Source organism: Vibrio sp. CB1-5, from assembly GCF_059412285.1.
The window spans coordinates 40,676-58,099 of record NZ_JBJHPB010000024.1; the positions used below are offsets into that span (position 1 = coordinate 40,676).

At 44.4% G+C, this 17,424-nt stretch carries 7 protein-coding genes and 4 pseudogenes; 7 read left to right on the forward strand and 4 right to left on the reverse strand.

All coding sequences use genetic code 11. The features are described 5' to 3' along the window. Positions 1-529 precede the first annotated feature (529 nt). Entirely contained in the window at positions 530-1,546 is a 1,017-nt protein-coding gene (locus tag ACJB0T_RS16300) for an SDR family oxidoreductase (protein WP_479289226.1), read from the forward strand. Positions 1,547-2,163: 617 nt separating this feature from the next. Here ACJB0T_RS16300 and ACJB0T_RS16305 read toward each other — a convergent pair. Continuing rightward, a pseudogene (locus tag ACJB0T_RS16305) lies at positions 2,164-2,403 on the reverse strand (HIT family protein); the annotation flags it as partial. A gap of 588 nt (positions 2,404-2,991) precedes the next feature. On the opposite strand from ACJB0T_RS16305, the gene ACJB0T_RS16310 reads away from it, so the two are divergent. Next, positions 2,992-7,548 (forward strand): PKD domain-containing protein, encoded by a 4,557-nt coding sequence (locus ACJB0T_RS16310; RefSeq protein WP_479289228.1) that lies wholly within the window; start codon positions 2,992-2,994, stop codon positions 7,546-7,548. A gap of 800 nt (positions 7,549-8,348) precedes the next feature. On the opposite strand, the pseudogene tnpC reads toward ACJB0T_RS16310, so the two are convergent. From tnpC to tnpA, 3 genes and pseudogenes are all read right to left on the reverse strand, one after another. Beyond that, positions 8,349-9,866, reverse strand: a pseudogene (gene tnpC / locus ACJB0T_RS16315) (IS66 family transposase). A gap of 59 nt (positions 9,867-9,925) precedes the next feature. Continuing rightward, positions 9,926-10,279, reverse strand: a complete 354-nt coding sequence (gene tnpB / locus ACJB0T_RS16320; RefSeq protein WP_418642905.1) for an IS66 family insertion sequence element accessory protein TnpB — start codon at positions 10,277-10,279, stop codon at positions 9,926-9,928. Then, complete coding sequence (gene tnpA, locus ACJB0T_RS16325; protein ID WP_479289231.1) at positions 10,276-10,587, reverse strand: IS66 family insertion sequence element accessory protein TnpA; 312 nt, start codon at positions 10,585-10,587, stop codon at positions 10,276-10,278. The genes tnpB and tnpA overlap by 4 nt, the downstream gene beginning before the upstream one ends. Before the next feature lie 577 nt (positions 10,588-11,164). Here tnpA and ACJB0T_RS16330 point away from each other — a divergent pair. The 5 genes and pseudogenes from ACJB0T_RS16330 to ACJB0T_RS16350 form a co-directional block, all read left to right on the forward strand. Further along, positions 11,165-12,232, forward strand: a complete 1,068-nt coding sequence (locus ACJB0T_RS16330; RefSeq protein ID WP_479289233.1) for a DUF3089 domain-containing protein — start codon at positions 11,165-11,167, stop codon at positions 12,230-12,232. 114 nt (positions 12,233-12,346) lie between these two features. Next, positions 12,347-12,769: pseudogene (locus tag ACJB0T_RS16335) on the forward strand (IS5 family transposase); the annotation flags it as partial. Positions 12,770-13,056: 287 nt separating this feature from the next. Then, complete coding sequence (locus tag ACJB0T_RS16340; protein WP_479289235.1) at positions 13,057-13,998, forward strand: substrate-binding domain-containing protein; 942 nt, start codon at positions 13,057-13,059, stop codon at positions 13,996-13,998. Positions 13,999-14,009: 11 nt separating this feature from the next. Then, complete coding sequence (locus tag ACJB0T_RS16345; RefSeq protein ID WP_479289237.1) at positions 14,010-16,814, forward strand: sensor domain-containing protein; 2,805 nt, start codon at positions 14,010-14,012, stop codon at positions 16,812-16,814. Between the two features lie 195 nt (positions 16,815-17,009). Continuing rightward, a pseudogene (locus ACJB0T_RS16350) lies at positions 17,010-17,262 on the forward strand (transposase); the annotation flags it as partial. Between the last annotated feature and the right edge of the window lie 162 nt (positions 17,263-17,424).

A 17,424-nucleotide genomic window follows, 5' to 3' on the forward strand; every position in this document is an offset into this window, starting at 1 on the left:
GACTACCTAGCACTCACCCAATTGTGGTTATCAGGAGGATCGTCCTCTCACGATTTCAATCCCGACTGGTGCACGACCAGTCTTCGTTACATTGTCAGGCTCGCTACTTTATTCAGAGCCTTAGGTTCATCTGGTGATACAGATGGTTCACTCGTTGAGCGGTGAACAGCGCTTCATACGACTTCACGTCGCACGCCCCGAAGTGAGTTACGCCTCAAAGTTCAAACAATGACGTTCGGTTAACTTTGATATACAAAAGTAATGAGAGTCAAAAAGCAAGACCCGACCCCGCCTGCTAATGACCTATGGCTAGCTGCAAACCAAGCGAGTCCAAAGATCAATAATTATAAATAGATATGGTAAATAATGGCCTAAGCCCGATGGATAAACTAAAGTGAGCTAAGCGCTTGTAAATTATCTACAACACCTAAATACAAGTGCTTACTCTAATAACATTTGCGTTTTAGTCGGTAGAAATATCGCTGAGCACTCATGCGCAACATAGCCTAAATTACAAGGTAAATTATCGATGAAAAAAGTATTAGTGACAGGCGTTTCGGGGTATATCGGCCAACATTGTGCTGCTGAACTATTAAAACAAGGTTACGCGGTTAAAGGCTCTCTGAGAAGTTTATCTAAAGCCGATGAGGTGACGCAAGGCATTGCAAAGGTGGTTGATCCTCAAGGTAATATTGAATATTGCGAGCTGAATCTGATGGAAGATGAGGGTTGGGATGACGCGATGCAAGGGTGCGATTATGTTTTACATGTTGCGTCTCCCTTTTTGACTAGTGAACCTAAGGATGAAAATGAACTAATAAAACCAGCTGTTGAGGGGACACAACGCGCACTAAAAGCGGCTAAGCGAGCAGGCATTAAACGTGTCGTACTTACCTCATCAATGGTGGCAATGCTGGGAGATGCCAATGGTTCAATTGATATCGACCATACTAGCTGGACCAATGTGGAGGCCAAGCGTGTTTCTGCCTATTTAAAAAGTAAAACGTTAGCAGAGCAAAGTGCATGGGATTTCATTAAGGACCAGAAAGGCGATAAGCCAATGGAGCTGGTGACGGTGCATCCAGGCCCGGTTTATGGCCCAACACTTTCCGGTAATCTCACCGGCGAATCGATGTCAACTTACAAAAATCTTATCGATGGTAAAATGCCTGTATTACCAAAAGCTGCCATTAATATGTCTGATGTACGTGATATCGCTAATATTCATGTGCAAGCGTTAGAGAATCAAGAAGCCAATGGCAAACGATTTATAGTGAGCACTGAAAAAGCCCATTCATTTCAAGAGATGGCGCAGATTTTAAAATCGAACGGCTACGATAAAGTGAGTACGCGTGTCGCACCCAGTTTTTTCCTGCGTTTAATGGCTAATTTTAATAATGACCTTAAAGGCATGCTTCCATATATTGGCAACACATTTAACGGCGATGTGACTGAAACCATGCGAATCTTTAATTGGATACCTATCGATTTTACTAAAACAGTATTGGATACTGCTAAATCGGTACAAGCGGCAATGAATAAGTAACGTATTGATTATACCTAAAAGTGGTGAAGCACTGACGGCATAATGTGCGAATCAAAGCATTTAATAGTAAGTGATACACGTGGCATTTTTACTATGCGTTTAGTGGAGTCTTTAAGGTTTCAGGGTGCTTTTTCTACTCCCACTTAATGGTTTAGTGTGTTTGAGCTAAACCATTTTTGCCCCGTTTCGTGTTTCAAAGCACCCCAAAATTACCGTCATCCCCTTGAAAAAGGGGATCTCATTCAGCGCGTCACGAAGCTGATTTACGTGACTTGGTCGAATTTTTTGAGTTACTTACATGCGGTAGGATATCCTCACTTTCGTGAGGATGACGGCTACTTGGGGCATGTTAAAACGAACGGACGTAGACTATTTCTGTCCAAAACCGTGCTGTTTGAGGTGTCTGACTCGAAAATGCCCCTTTGTGAGTCAGTGTAGAGTTAGACCTGACTTTAAATCCTGAAATTTGACTTACTTTTCCTTATATATAGAACTCTAACTATGTGACCAAATTCAGGCAACCAAAAACGTGCACACACGATTGCGAGTAGCACGCTTTCATCCACGGTGTTAACAACTATGTCAGTAGAGGCGAGGCTGTCGCATTACATTGTATTTTACGCCTTACGAAACATCGAACTCAGCGATAACACATTCTGAATCCGTTGCAGCATCTGCTGTTGTTCCTCTTCTTGACGAAACTAGCCCGGAGTATTGCCCCAAACCGGTCCCGGCCATGCAATGTCGTTTTTAAATCGTGCGATATGATGGATGTGCAGCTGTTTCTCCATGTTACCCAGAGCCCCTAAATGGAGCTTATCTGGACGGAAGGTGGCTTCTAGAGCTTGGCTTACTGCTCACACAATTTTGGTGTGTCCTCAAAAGGCATTCTAGAAATGATTCAAGCGAGAGTGTCATCCGCAGGAATGTCATGAATAAACAAATTATTACGCTTAAATCATTCATATTGAGCATGGGTGGACTATCGAGTGTCTCACTCCCCTTTTGCTCCGACGATGACGGTACACAATGACCCAAATAGCACCTCAAACAAGCAGTGGATTATCTCTGGCAGAGTAAATAATATATGGGCACAGGTCGAAGTGATCGGCAAATCGAACCAATCGTTAGCTCGAAAAATGTATCACTTCTTGTTTTGGGTTAGATCTATTCGTTTCCCAGTTTATTCGAGCTGCGTATTACTCTATTTTCAACTGTACGAGCGCAATCCGGCCAATTAATCTTCAGTTCGTCTCCAGCTTCGTTCTGGCTAGGGACGAAGTCGACCAAGTCTTCATTCGTAACAAAGATATAGCTATGTAACTATATGATTGCAAGATAATAAAAAGTGAAAAGTATGTGATGGAATTGTAGTCTAGAATTACTTATGTATGTTGGTACGCAATTATGTTTATACCTTTTCTTATCTTAGAGGAGTAGCAGCGATGCGATTTGTTTTAGTCTTGCTCATAGCGTTCATGGTGAGTGCGTGCGGTGATGGTAGATCATCACCAATTCTGCCTCCAAGCGCCTCTCTTGACCTCCCAATAGCTGATGCAGGGCAAGATGTGACTCTCCAGCAAGGCATGACCGTTGTGCTAAATGGCAGTGCTTCACACGACCCTAAAGGTGCCTCACTCAGTTATCAGTGGTCCGTGGTCAGTAAACCTGCGTCGAGTTCGAGCGACTTGAGTGACCCAAGCAGCCCGTTTCCAAGTTTCTACCTAGATGCTGTAGGCGACTATACCTTCGAGTTGGTTGTTAACAATGGCGAGGCCGACAGCTTACCAGCCAGGGTAACCATCAGCGATTCCGACTCAACGCCGGTTGCGAATGCGGGTCCCGATTTAAACTTTGCGCTGAATATGGCAGTTACGCTGGATGGCAGTCGCAGCTACGACAGCGATGGCGACGCGCTAAGTTACGCTTGGGCTGTAGTTCAATCACCATCGGGTAGTACCGCGACCTTAAATCGAGCAGATACAGCGTTCCCTGTCTTTGCGCCCGATGTCAGTGGTGATTACAGCTTCGAACTCGTCGTTTCAGATGGGCAAAAATCAAGCGCTCCTGACATCGTTATCCTTTCCAGTAATAACATTGCGCCGATCGCGAACGCAGGCGCGGATCAGCGTTTTACCGTTGGAGCAATGGTCTCCTTAGACGGCTCTAAGTCCAGTGATGTTGATGGCGACACCTTAGCTTACCAATGGCATATCGTGTCGGCACCCGCAGGGAGTGCAGCGGCACTGCAAGATGCAGATCAAGTTGTCAGCACACTGACACCCGATGTCTGGGGAGACTACGTGATTGCATTGGTTGTGAATGATGGCACCGTTGAAAGCAGTCCCAGTACCACAACCCTTCGAGCGGGAGGACACCGTCCCATTGCAAGCGCAGGTATGGATCAGTCGGTCGTGCTCGGTCAGACAGTCCATCTTGATGGATCGTTATCAACCGATCTCGATGGTGACTCGCTCACCGCGTCTTGGTCGATGGTTTCGAAGCCGAAAAATTCCGCCGCGAGCTTGACTGATATCCATACTATGCATCCGCAGTTTACGCCGGATGCCGACGGTGACTACGTGGTGGCGTTGACGGTATTCGACGGCTCGCAAACGAGCGCGACCGATACCGTGGTGTTATCAACCAAAAACCTAGCGCCGGTTGCTCATGCCGGTCAGTCAATGAGCCTGTCGGTTGGCACTGTCAGCCACTTAAATGGTTCTCAGTCGTCAGACCCTGAAGGACAACCGTTAACGTATTCGTGGTCTATTTTGAGTGCGCCGCGCGGCAGCACGGCGTCATTATCAGATACATCGGTAGTCGCGCCCGATTTTACCGCTGATGTCGCAGGCACGTACAAGTTTCAACTTGTGGTGAATGACGGAGCGCGCGATAGCGCACCGAGCACTGTGATACTCACAGAAACAGATTTACCACCGGTGGCCGACGCTGGTTTAGATCAGACCGCACGAAATAATGTTACTGTTTCGCTCAGCGGAACGAGTTCATCCGACCCTGAAGGACAAGCGCTAAGCTACGCTTGGTCGTTTATCTCAATACCTGCTACCAGCAGCGCCCAGCTTAGTGACGCCGATCAGGTGGTCGCTTCGTTTACGCCTGATGTGACGGGCGATTATGTCGTTCAGTTAGTGGTAACCGATGTTGCTGGTCAGACCAGTGTTGATGCCGTGGTCATTCGAGATTCGTCGCGCAACACCTTACCCGTAGCGAATGCGGGTAAGGATCTTCAGGTTGATCTGAATGCGAACTTGGTTCTCGACGGCTCAGGCTCTTCAGATGCAGACGGGGATTCCTTAGCGTACAGCTGGGCAATATTAAGTCGTCCGGCAGGCAGTACGGCGCAACTGAATGATGCGGATACTCGATCGCCGAACTTTACGCCCGATGTGGAAGGCGATTTCGTGGTTCAACTGGTGGTCAGTGATGGCCAAAGCGTGAGTCTTCCGGACGTCGTGATGATTCACGACACCAAGCGGAACTTGGCTCCGGATGCGGTTATTGTTAATTCGGGTGACGGTATAACAGGCCAAAGCTATCAATTGTCGGGCCTGTCGAGCACGGACCCGAATGGCGACCCACTTACCTATCGTTGGTCATTCTTCTTTAAGCCAACAGGCAGTAGCGCGTCGTTCGATGATGCAACGGCCGCAGAACCCACGTTTACGCCAGATGCCGCAGGATATTATTATATCTCGCTTATCGTTAACGATGGCGTACTCGATTCATTCTCTACTGCGACGACTGTCCTAGTGGCCGACCCAGCACAAGGCGCGGCGATCTCAATTCCGTCTGGCCATAACTTAATGATGCTCAGTGCAATTGGTGGGGCAAGTGGCTCGGGCGCCCTCGTTTCCATGCCAGAGAAAGATCTTAGCAACACGACGGAGATCTTTAGCTTCCACGGCGTATCGGGTATGGTCGAAACCTATTCACAATCAGTGGTCGCCCACGAACCGGAAGGGCTAATGTACGCCTTGATTGCTGAAAATGGGGCATATCGCGCCGGATCGATAGTAACTTATGACCCTGCCACAGACGAATTGAAAACCTTTGCGCATATCCCCAATACGATGGTGAATGGGCATCGCTTGCGTTTCACAAAGTCGAAATTACTCTTTCATCACAACGGCAAGGATATATTTACTTTTTCTTCAGACGGAGGATTAAAGGATGCTGGTTTACTTCTCCACATTAATAATGACTCCGCAAGTAGCCATTATCGACGCGTTTCAGTTATCGGTGAATTCGGTGCGGTGTCAAATAACTTCCCCGGTTCATTGCGAGCACCAGTAACTGACCTATATTGGAATGGCGGAGATAAACTTCTGGCACTCTACGGTCGTAATTTTTCTCAGCAGCTCCTCCCAGGTATCGAATTTACGCCAACTAATGCTAATGACTTTTCACAATCCTGGGTTGCCGATACTTGGGGTAGTTCAACGGTCTGGAGCCGAACTCGAAGCTTTGTAGTTGAAGATGGTGGAGACAGCTTAGTAACCGTAACTTCGATTTCACCGCCAATCGTGGAGAACACCACCAAGGATGGCGGTGGTGGCACTGCAATGCGTGATTGTCGGGACCCAGAGTCTATCTTCCGCTTAGGCTCGGTTCGCGTGTTTATTTTATGTGAGTCTGGGTCTAGCGATGTACCGGTTCTAATTGAAACCAACATGCGCGCGTTCGGCCCTTCGGTTGTGCGAACTTTCGGAACTTGGAATGATGTAGAGATTGGCGGGGCGGCGGCAAGTAATTCGCTTGAGCAAATTTATATTGTTAATTCGGATGAAAACTATCGCCTTTTTGGTAGTGCGAGCCTCCTAAGTTCAGTTGGAATTTCGATAAGACCTCCTGAGTTAGCTGTGGTGACTAGACCGAACTATACAGACAGGCCCCTAATTACAGGTAATGACACATATGGATGGTTTTTTCTCGGAGACCCAGCGGTATTGAGTGGAGGAGCGACGACAATAGATGATCAGTACGTTACGGCACTCAGTCTTGATGGTGGTGATTACGACGCTGGTGCGCTGCTCACCTATAACCGTGCTGAAGATAAAATCACTATGGCGACGTTTGGCTTTGAAGCAGGCGGCTTTCCGTTCGGTCGACCATTGAAGATGGCGAGCGGAGACTTTGTATTTTCCGCCCTAGAGACTCGAAGTTCACAAGGGTCAGGCGGGATTATGCTTTATAACTCGGCATTTGGAGTAGTTACTGAAGCCGTGGCGCCTAGCCGAATTAGAACAGGAATAGCTCATGCTTTGGCAGCAAATGGCGATCTCTATGGTGTGGGGATCGATCTTCATCATTCTCAATATGTGCTCTACAAAGTGGACGGGAGTAATATGGGGTATACAAGTATCGGTGTCTTAGCGGCGACGAGTGATAGAATTCCCAATTATGAGGCGACCGTTGATGAGCAGAACGTCTGGGGGCTGGACGACTACAGCTTGTATTGTTTTGCTCTCGATGGTTCAACCAAGTCATCCTACTTTCTTCCCGCAGCGGGGCTGGAAGAAGCGGTGTATGGGATTGTGTTTCCAACAGCCGGGGGGGATGGTTTTATCGCCACACGTGAGAGTCATGTCGCGGGTCAGGGCACGATACAACGAGTGTCTAACCAGTGTTCTGCAACAAGTGTTACGGCTTCGGTATCAGGCTTAAGCGATTTGCCGTCAACTGCTCTATTGGCGGCGAGCGATGGTTTTATGTACTACGGTACCGATGGCGGTAAGTTGATGAAGTATGACGAATCATTGAATGCCGTATCAGAGGTGGCTGTCTTTGCGAATACCTCGGTCGTTGGCTTCTTAACTGAGGATTCAAATGGCGATATTGTCGGTGTGTTAAGTGATGGAGATGCTGCGAACGATCAAATCTTCGCTTACTCGCTCGCAACATTCGCTACGGTGACGAAGGCGGTTCCCGCCGACACGCCTGTTGATGTGCACTATCCCGGGTTGATTGAGATTAACTGAGGTATAAAAACTTATTGCGCGATGCGACTCTAGTGAGTTCGTGTTGCGCTGTTCTTTTACCATGGCTGATTGACGTCTACAAATCGGCGATTACGTAGAAGGAAGTAACACCATATGCTTCTGGAGAGGCTCTATCATAGCGTACCTTTACGGCTTTATTCGTCACTGATTTTCACATGAAACCTATTTTGGGTTCGGTCAGAATACGTAAAGTAATGAGTAGAGTGTTATTTAGATTATCGACCTAAATGATTTATGTCCAGAACCTTCGTGACGGGTACTTCTAGCTCAGAAATGCCCCGTTTCGTGTTTCAAAGCACCGCCAAATTACCGTCATCCCCTTGAAAAAGGGGATCTCATTCAGCGCGTCGCGAAGCTGATTTACGTGCCTTAGTCGAACTTTTTCAGTTACCTACATGCGGTAGGAGATCCTCACTTTCGTGAGGATGACGGCTACGTGGGACATGTTAAAAACGAGCGGACGTAGATTATTTTTGTCCAAAAACGATTTAGGTGGCTAACTGAATTTGTGTGATCACCAAGCGATTCTGTCGTACCGTAAATGCAACGAATGCTATAGAGAGCAGTGGCTTTATTATGTAACTTTCTTTCAGTGTGGTGCACAGTTTCGTGTACGATCAGAATTAGGACGCTTTATGGTTTCAATTTGGGACACTTTATAGTTTTAGTGTGTTTCTAACTTATTGATTTTAAACATGAGGCTAAACACCTTTTGGTTTTAACCACACCCATCTAGCGTTTAGTAAGTATCCGCCCCATGAACCCACGGGGCGATATGACTAATGCTTGAAGTTCCAAGGCAGGAGCGCATCGACATCTGGCTCTGCTTTCGCCAGCTCTTTCATACACTGACCATGTAGTCGTAAAGGATAAGGCCGTTGGCTTTTGCAGTTTCGACTATACTGTAAAGCATCGCACTTGCGTCTGCACCATTTGGTGTGTTAGAGAAGAGCCAGTTTTTCCTGCCTATAACTAGCGGTTTTATTGCGCGTTCATCACGGTTGTTATCTATCGACAAGTGACCGTCATCGATATAGCGGATGAGCTTCGGCCATTGGCCGAGCGTGTATTTTATCGCTTTACCCAACGGGCTAGACGCTATCACTTGTTGAGTTGTCATCCATACGTACAACTCATCCAGTATTGGCTTGGCATGCTGTTGACGTTCTGCTTTTCGTGTTTCGACAGACGCCCCTTTTAAGCGGGATTCTATTCCATAGAGCTTCTGGATTTTGGCCAACGCTTTATCTGCTTTGCCTGACTTACCTTTACCTTGAAGCTTCTTAGCATCCATGAACTTACGTCGAGCATGCGCTAAGCAGCCAACATTGGTCACTTGGTGAAGACCGTCATAGGCACCATAGCCATCGGTTTGAAGATAACCACTGTAACTCCCTAAGAAGGTAACAGGGCACGCCCTCGCGCGACTGTTTTGATAGTCGTACAAGGCGATATTTTTCACGTTGGGAAGTGCAGCTTCTGGCGAGTCTGCGCCCGAGCAGTAGAGCCACATGTAGCATTGCTTATCTTCCTTGAGGACATTGAGCGGCGTTTCATCCACCTGAACCACGTAGGTGTGTTTTCAAGGCCGCATAAAGCGGTGCGAACTTCTCACTGAGTTGTATAATCCACCTTGCCATAGTAGTTCGTGACAGTTCGATACCCGATTGGGTAAACAGTGACTCTTGGCGGTAAAGTGGCATCGCGTATTGGTATTTGCCAAGGACGATATTGGCTAGCAAGCTTTCTGTTGCGAAGCTCTTAGGGATAATGCTTTGCGGCGCTGGCTTTTGAACGATACGGCTTTTGTCTTCAGTTTGCTCGCACTGGCGACAAGCATATTTAGGACGAACATATTCGAGTACTTTGAGTACCGCTGGCGAGAACTCTAGCTTTTCACTTCGGTCTTCGCCGATTTTATGCAGACTATGTTTGCAGCACGCACACTGCTTTTCATTGTCATCTAAATCGAGTTCGATAACCTCACGAGGCAAGGTCTTTGGAAGTGGCTTACGTTTACCGCGCTTCTTCGTTGTGGTGGTCGTCGTGACCTCAACCTCATCTTCCTTAGCGGCTTCACACTCCACTTCGTTGAAGAGGTCACCTTGAGATTCATCGTAAGGCTTTAACGCCTCCGAACGTTTAGCGAACTGGCGGTCGAAGGCAAGCTTGAGTTGTTCAAGTAGCGACTGGCGCTCTTGTTTCCACTCTGTTTTCTCCGACATCAAGGCTTTCACCATCGCTTGTAGCTCGGCAACATCTTGACTTTCTGGGTTGATATTTGGCGTTTTTTTCATGGCATTTATTATACTAAAATCATGCCGCCAACGCTTGGTAGATAAGGCTTTATTATCGTTTAAGTCATTGTAAAACCGTTTATTCTTACGGGTTTGTGGCCGATAATCGTGAAGCCAGAAAGCAGTCTATCAAGCTCGAATTGAGTCAGAGTAAACACCTCTTTTTTCTCTGTTGATGGCCACTTGTACTTGGCTTTTTCGAGGCGCTTGTACCAAAGAGCAAAGCCTGTTTTATCCCAGTACAACACTTTGATTTTGTCGCGCTGTTTATTGGTGAATAGGAACAGTGCGCCACTTCCCAAGGGTAAGTCGGTGTCACTTTCGATAATCGCAGCAAGACCGTTGATCGACTTTCTAAAGTCGACACTCTCACGATACAGATAAATCTCTGGAGCGCTGAGCATGCGTTTCATGATAGCGCACCAATGAGTTCTGCGAGATAGGCCGCTGGCGTGCCTTGTGGAATGCTCAGCTCAACATCATTGACGAGCAGAGTCATGTTAGCCGTTGCCACTGTAGCTTGATATTTCGTTGTCTTTTCGATGACTTCAGCTTTAACGAAGCCTTGAGAAGTCGCAATTTTGTTAAGTTGCTGGCGCTTGGCATAAAACGTCGAAGGATTGATTTCTTTGAGCTTGCAAAAGGCTAGCGTTGACAACGAACTCGACTCAGATTGCGCGATAAGCGTTTGCCATTCTTGATTAGTACGTCGTTTTCCCATTTCAAATCTCCTTATGGTTGGAGGTTTGATCTTATTGTTCGTGATGAGCGATTAGAATGCGGGGTTTATGACGCGCTTACTTTAGTAATTTGTAATCAACGAGTTATAACGCACCACACCTTTCAAATAGCATAGAAAACGCGACTGGTACTGAACTTAGGTACTGAGCGATGCGCTATCTCACTCAATCTAGTAATCATTCTTGGGCTTTCCGTTTCCAATTTCCTCGGCGTGAAGTGTGAGGGGGATTAGTGTGCGAGCATTCTGCGAGATAGCTCCAGAGAATATAGAATCACTAGGGGGTTAACCAGTGTCCGCATTCATGGACTCCCTAGTACGGAAGTTAAAGTAGAGCTTGCTAGTTGAATAGTATGGGCGCGCCGAAGCAACGGAAGTGTTGGCACGACGTTAAACACAGAAATACCCCAAAACTTTCTCAGAACCTTCGAGCGGAACACCTGACCAGTAGACCAATAGAAAAGTTAACCTAACCAGTACTATCCATAAACTCTCTGCTATATTTGCAATGTATGTTACGGTGTCTGCAGTTATGTCTATCCACCTGAGTGGAGTTATCATGAAAAAAATCATTCTATTAGTAAGTGTTTTATTAGTTTCTTTCATTGTGTTTTTAATCGGGCCAAAAACAATACTTTTGCTTTTAAATTACCCAATGCACGATTTTGGCGATAAAAAAATAGCGGATACGCCAAATTACGTACTCGAAAGTGATTGGGAGTTATATGGACAAGAGCCCACTCAAGATTTAGGGGTCGATGTGTTTTTTATTCACCCTACAGGGTATTTTAGAAGTGAGTATTGGAATAGCCATTTACTAGAAATGAGTGCTGCTAGCCATAATAGAAGTTGGATGATGGCTAATATGGCTGTTGTTTTTAGTGACTTTTCTGTATATGCACCAAAATATAGAGAAGCATCAATCTACGCCTTTTTTGATGTGGAAGGCCAGAATGGTCAATCTGCCCTAAACCTTGCATATAGTGATGTGAAAGCGGCCTTTTATGCTTTTCTTGAGAAAACTAACGGTAGGCCATTTATTATCGCAGGGCACAGTCAGGGTTCAGCGCACGGCATTAGATTATTAAAAGAAATTGAAAAAAGTTCTTATTATTCTCGACTAGTTGCAGCCTATTTTCCTGGTGGCTTACAAGCATCGATGGTCACAGAGTTGATTACTCCCCTTTGCTCTAAAAGTACAGAAACCAGCTGCTACGTTGCATGGTCAACTTATGGGGCTGACTACAAGCCAAATGATGACGAATTAAGGGATCCGTTCGTTTGTGTTAACCCTATTTCTTGGACTATTAATGGTAGTGCAGAAAAAGAAGAACATTTAGGTATGGTTACTGAGGTTGGCCAAGTTAGTTTTAAGGTCATGGGTGATGATCGAGTTCCCGACTATACCTTTACTCAACTATCGCCTCCAATATCAAAGTATACGGATGCAGATTGTGATCAAGGAGTACTTCGAGTCCATATACCTAATCCTGAAAGCTATAAAGTATTTAGTGATAATGACTATCACAATTACGATTACTCTCTTTTCCATATGGATGTCAGAGAGAATGCTCGGTTAAGGGCGGAGCAATATCATGAAGATTTTAATAGTAAGGCGCGTAATTAAACATGCATAACAAGAGGATATGTCAGTAGAGGAAGGCTTTGTTGCCGAAATCGAATGAACTAAACCAAAATCTTACGATCAGATCAGGAATATTCATTCACTGACTTTGATTTCATGCCTAAGCCTCGCTATAAAACCACCAACTGGTGCAAGTACAACAATTCCCTAGTCAATCGAGGTTCACTCTCGTTTTGGATTGACGAAGAAGCAATAAACGAGTGGAAACAATCTAAACAGCATAGACGTGGTAGACCGCGATTGTTTAGTGACTTAGCTATCACGAGCGCTCTCATGGTGAAGCGTATCTTTTCCTTGCCCTTAAGGGCGCTACAAGGCTTTATAGACTCAGTATTTAAATTAGCGAATGTCCCATTGGTTTGTCCTCACTATACCTGTATAAGTCGGCGAGCCAAGGATGTAGACGTTAATTTCAAAGCCTCAACACGAGGCGCTATCCAACACCTAGCTATTGATGCAACTGGGCTCAAGGTATACGGTGAGGGAGAATGGAATGTGAAAAAGCATGGAACTGATGGCAACTACCTTGAAAAACACCGTTCATAGTGACCGAGGTAATCAGTACTGCTCCAAAGATTATCGAGACATCATAACTGATTATAATCGGACAAGAAGGCACAGTGCTCTTGGGTATCTAAGCCCAATTAACGTTGAAAACCAAATGTTGCTTAATGAAGTGTCCAGTCTGGCTGGAGCAGATCAGTAAAGACATTACAATGATTTATACTAAGATAATAATGTTAATTCTATAATGCTAAGTCCAGCGTTACATGTTTTGCTTACTTAGAGTTTGATAGGAGACCATTATGAAAAGAATGATCGTGTTGTGCTTGCTCTTTCTCTCTATGGATGGAAAAACATCTGATAAGCAACTGGTTTATCTTGTTTCAGATTTGAGAATACCTTTTTGGGAAATTATGAGTAGAGGAGTTACTTCGAAAGCAAACGTATATGATTATGACGTGCTTGTCCTCTCTGCCAACAATGATGCTAAACAAGAATTAGAAAATCTTGTAGTGGCCATCGATATGAAGGCTGATGCAATTATCATGTCTCCTACGAATTCTTCTGCCGCAGTGACCTTGCTTAATTTGGCAAAACAAGCCCAGATCCCTGTTGTCATTGCCGATATTGGAGCTGAGAGTGGCGACTACTTGTCCTACATAAAATCAAACAATCTCCAAGGAGCTTATGATTTAGGAAAAATGCTTGCAGCTAAGATGGAGCGTAGCTCAAGTGTTGACGGTACCGTAGGTATTATCGCTATTCCCCAGATGAGAGTGAATGGTCAACAGAGAACACAAGGTTTCATCGCTGCTCTTGATGAAAGTGGTATAGACGTTAATGGCCTTTATCAGCAAGTGGATTTTAGTTACCAGGAAACATTTGATTATACAATTGAAATCTTAACAAAAAATCCTAAAACGCGTGCTATTTGGCTACAAGGTTCGAACAGATATCAAGCGGCTCTTGATGGTATCGCGAAAATGGGTAAAGAGAAGGAGGTTTTGTTGATTTGTTTTGATGCAGAGCCAGAGTTTCTGGAGTTGCTCAGAACGGATGTTATTGTTGGAGCTGCGATGCAACAACCTTTTAAAATAGGAGAGCGTTCAGTCGAGACTGTTTATGAGTTTTGGCAGGGTGCGAAGGTTGAATCAACACAAGAGCTTAAGGTGCTTGCTGTAGACAAAAATACTCTTGATAGCCAAGAAGAAGAAATTAAAAGAAATGTCCTCGGTTTGGATTAGGAAGGAACCTAATGGGGAAAATGAACGCTTCTTCCAAGTCTGTCGCTCTTATCAGAGTGACCATGCTAGTTATTATGCTCAGCATCAGTCTTGTGATCGCTATTTATACAATGATTACTTTTTCAATTGAAAAACAAACACTCACTAAGCAAATTAATAAACAACTTGATGTGAGCTTAGTTACGATAAGTAATAATGTCGCTCCTTTGATGCAAGCATATGCTATTAATGAATATAAGAAAATCATTCTAAACGAAGCTAAAGAGCGAAACTACCAAGCTATTGTGGTTTACGACTATCAGTTTGCCAAAATACTTAATCGAGATAATTATGTTTCGAGTGTAACAAAAATAGATGGGGAGATTTTAGAGAACGATAATGAAAATGGCTATTTATTTGGTGATGAGTTTGTTATAAAAAGCATGCCTATCGAATCATCGGGTGGTGAGAATATTGGTAAGGTAAAGATCAGTGTTTCTGATCGCATTATCAAGGATAAAATGTACGAGTCGCTTCTTCATGCCATATTATCAGGTTTAATACTTAACACTATTATCTTGTCGATACTGTATTTTCTTTTACAGCGATTTGTGTCGACCCCCTTAGAGAACTTAAAACATCAGTTAGAAGTAGATGAAGTCAATGCAATTCCAAATCAGGAGTTGAAACTCAGTGGGTATAATGAAATTGATGGTTTTATTCGGGTTGTAAACCAGATGTTTTCAACAATCAAAGCAACACGAGCGAAGCTGCTAGCAGAGCAGAGAGATTTGAATAGCGTTATTGCAGCAACCAAAATTGGCACTTGGTACTGGAATATGAAGTCGGGTGAAGTTAAATTTAATGAAAGATGGGCAGAGATGCTCGGCTATCGCTTAGCAGAGCTTGAACCACTCACTTTCAAGACTTGGGAAAAGCTTTGTCATCCAGAAGATTTTGTTCAATCAGAACAACAATTAAAGCGCCACTTTGAAGGTTCTCTTGAAGTTTATGAATGTCAATGTCGTGTTCAACATAAATCTGGACAATGGCTTTGGATACTCGCTCGAGGACAGGTGGTGAAATGGGAAAAGACTGGTGAACCGATAGAGATGTTTGGGACACATCTTGACGTAACGGAAAAGAGCCAGGCAGAAGAAGAATTGAGAATGTCAGCGAGTGTTTTTGACAACACGAGAGAAGGCATTTTAATTCTTGATAATTTGGGGTTAGTTCGAAGAGTTAATGAAGCGTTTATTTCAGCTAATGACTACAGTAGAGAAGAACTATTAGGTCACTCTTTAGAGTCAATGATAGATGAAAACAAATCTCAGGTGCGCTATGCCGAACTGAAACAAAAAGTGTTAAGAAATGGGTTTTGGCGTGGTGATTTATGGCTCGTAAGAAAAGATGGTAAGGCTCATCCTGAACTTGTTAGCCTAACAGCAGTTAAGGATTCTCAAGATAAGCTATCTAACGTTGTTGCCCTGTTTACAGATATATCACGCCTTAAAGAGCAAGAAAAGCAACTAGAGTTACTTGCACTCTATGATCCCCTCACTCAACTGCCTAATCGTAACTTATTGGTGACCAAAGTCAGTGAGTTACTAAAATTCAATGAAATTGGTCGATATATGGCAGTCCTTTTTATTGACCTCGATGACTTTAAAAAGATTAATGATTCCTTTGGACATGAAGTTGGTGATGAGGCGCTAAAACTACTCGCTTCTACCTTGAGTAAGAACATTCTTTCAAATGACATTCTCGTGAGGTGGGGTGGAGATGAATTTATTATTATCCTTAATGATGTGAGGAATGAAACTAAAGTAAACTCATACGCTTCAAAGCTGCTCAATATTATTTCTAGTATAAGGTTTAAAACAGATCTTGTTCATCCATTGACCTTTTCTGCAAGTATTGGCGTGACTATGACACAGGCAGATAGTGTCTCAGATATAGAGTGCCTTATTCGACAGGCGGATCTCGCTATGTATGAATCGAAGCTGCAGGGAGGGAATAGTATGTCATTCTTTAACCCTGAGCGTGATAGAAGCAAGCGAAAACGACATGCTAAAAAGCGACAGTTGGAACAAGCTGTTTCTGAAAATGAGCTGGAACTATACTTTCAGCCAAAAATGAACCTGAGAAGCAATGAGGTGATAGGAGCAGAAGCCCTTCTTCGTTGGAATCACCCCGATAAAGGAGTGTTAACCCCCGACCAATTTTTATTTGATCTAGAGACTCCTGCGCTACAACGTAAGATTGGTGACTGGGTAATGACTCAAGCCGTGCATCAAGTGTCCGAGTGGATGAAATGCGGCATGGATATACAATTGTCTATTAACGTATCTAGCTATCAATTGGATGATATCAATTTTACTAGTCGCCTAAAAGCACTCTTGTCTCAATATAAAGTCCCTCCGAGTTATTTGCAGATAGAAATTCTTGAGTCGAGTGCTTTAGAGCTTGTAGACAGAGCTCAGATTGCGATAGAGCGTTGTCAGTTGCTAGGTGTAAGTGTAGCCATTGATGATTTCGGTACGGGTTATTCAACCCTCTCTTATTTAAGAGACCTTCCCGCTGATGTATTGAAAGTCGATAAGAGCTTTATTATTGGCTTGCAAAAAGACAGTAAGAATTGGGGGCTTTTGAAAGCGGTGATGAGTTTGGCCTCGACCTTTGATAAAACAGTTGTAGCGGAAGGTTTGGAAAATTGGGAAGCAAAAGAGTTACTATTGGAATTAGGATGTGAAATAGCCCAAGGTTATGCGATAGCGCGACCAATGAAGGTAGATCAATTTAACCGGTGGTATCGACAAGACAAGGTAGCGGTATGAGAAAAAAGAGCCATTGTTACGTATGACTAAATGGAGAAATGACTTCGAATTGCCTTTCTGCACCCTATTTGGCTTTGTTGCGTAATTCGGTCAGAAAACCAAACTGTCAGGACTTGAGTGGTTCTTATACAACTGATCCGCACCAGCAGTTTTGGACACCGAGTTAAGTGAGTGCAATTACTAACGAGGTGAATCATGACAAGCAAGAAAAAACGTATTATCCACTCCCCCTGAATTTAAAGCAGAGGCACTGAAGCTAGCAGGGAAAGTCGGGGTAGCTGCGACAGCGAGGCAACTATCGTTACACGAACCCCAGATCTATGGTTGGCGTAAGTCAGCTAAGAGCGGCACCAGTACCAGTCAGCGAGAAAAAGAGCTAGCCGCAGAAGTAGCCAAACTGAAAAGGCAGCTGGCTGAGCAGGCTGAGGAGCTAGATGCTGTAAAAAAGCAACTGACAGTTTTAGTAACACGCGCTTAGTAATGCGTACTGGTCGTTTTTAGTGACTTTGATATCCAGTATGTGATCTTGGTTCATGTTGTTATTTTTATGTAGAAGTTTATGTCGCTTGACCTCAATTCCTTACTAGATTTAAGAAAACAGTAGTTTCAC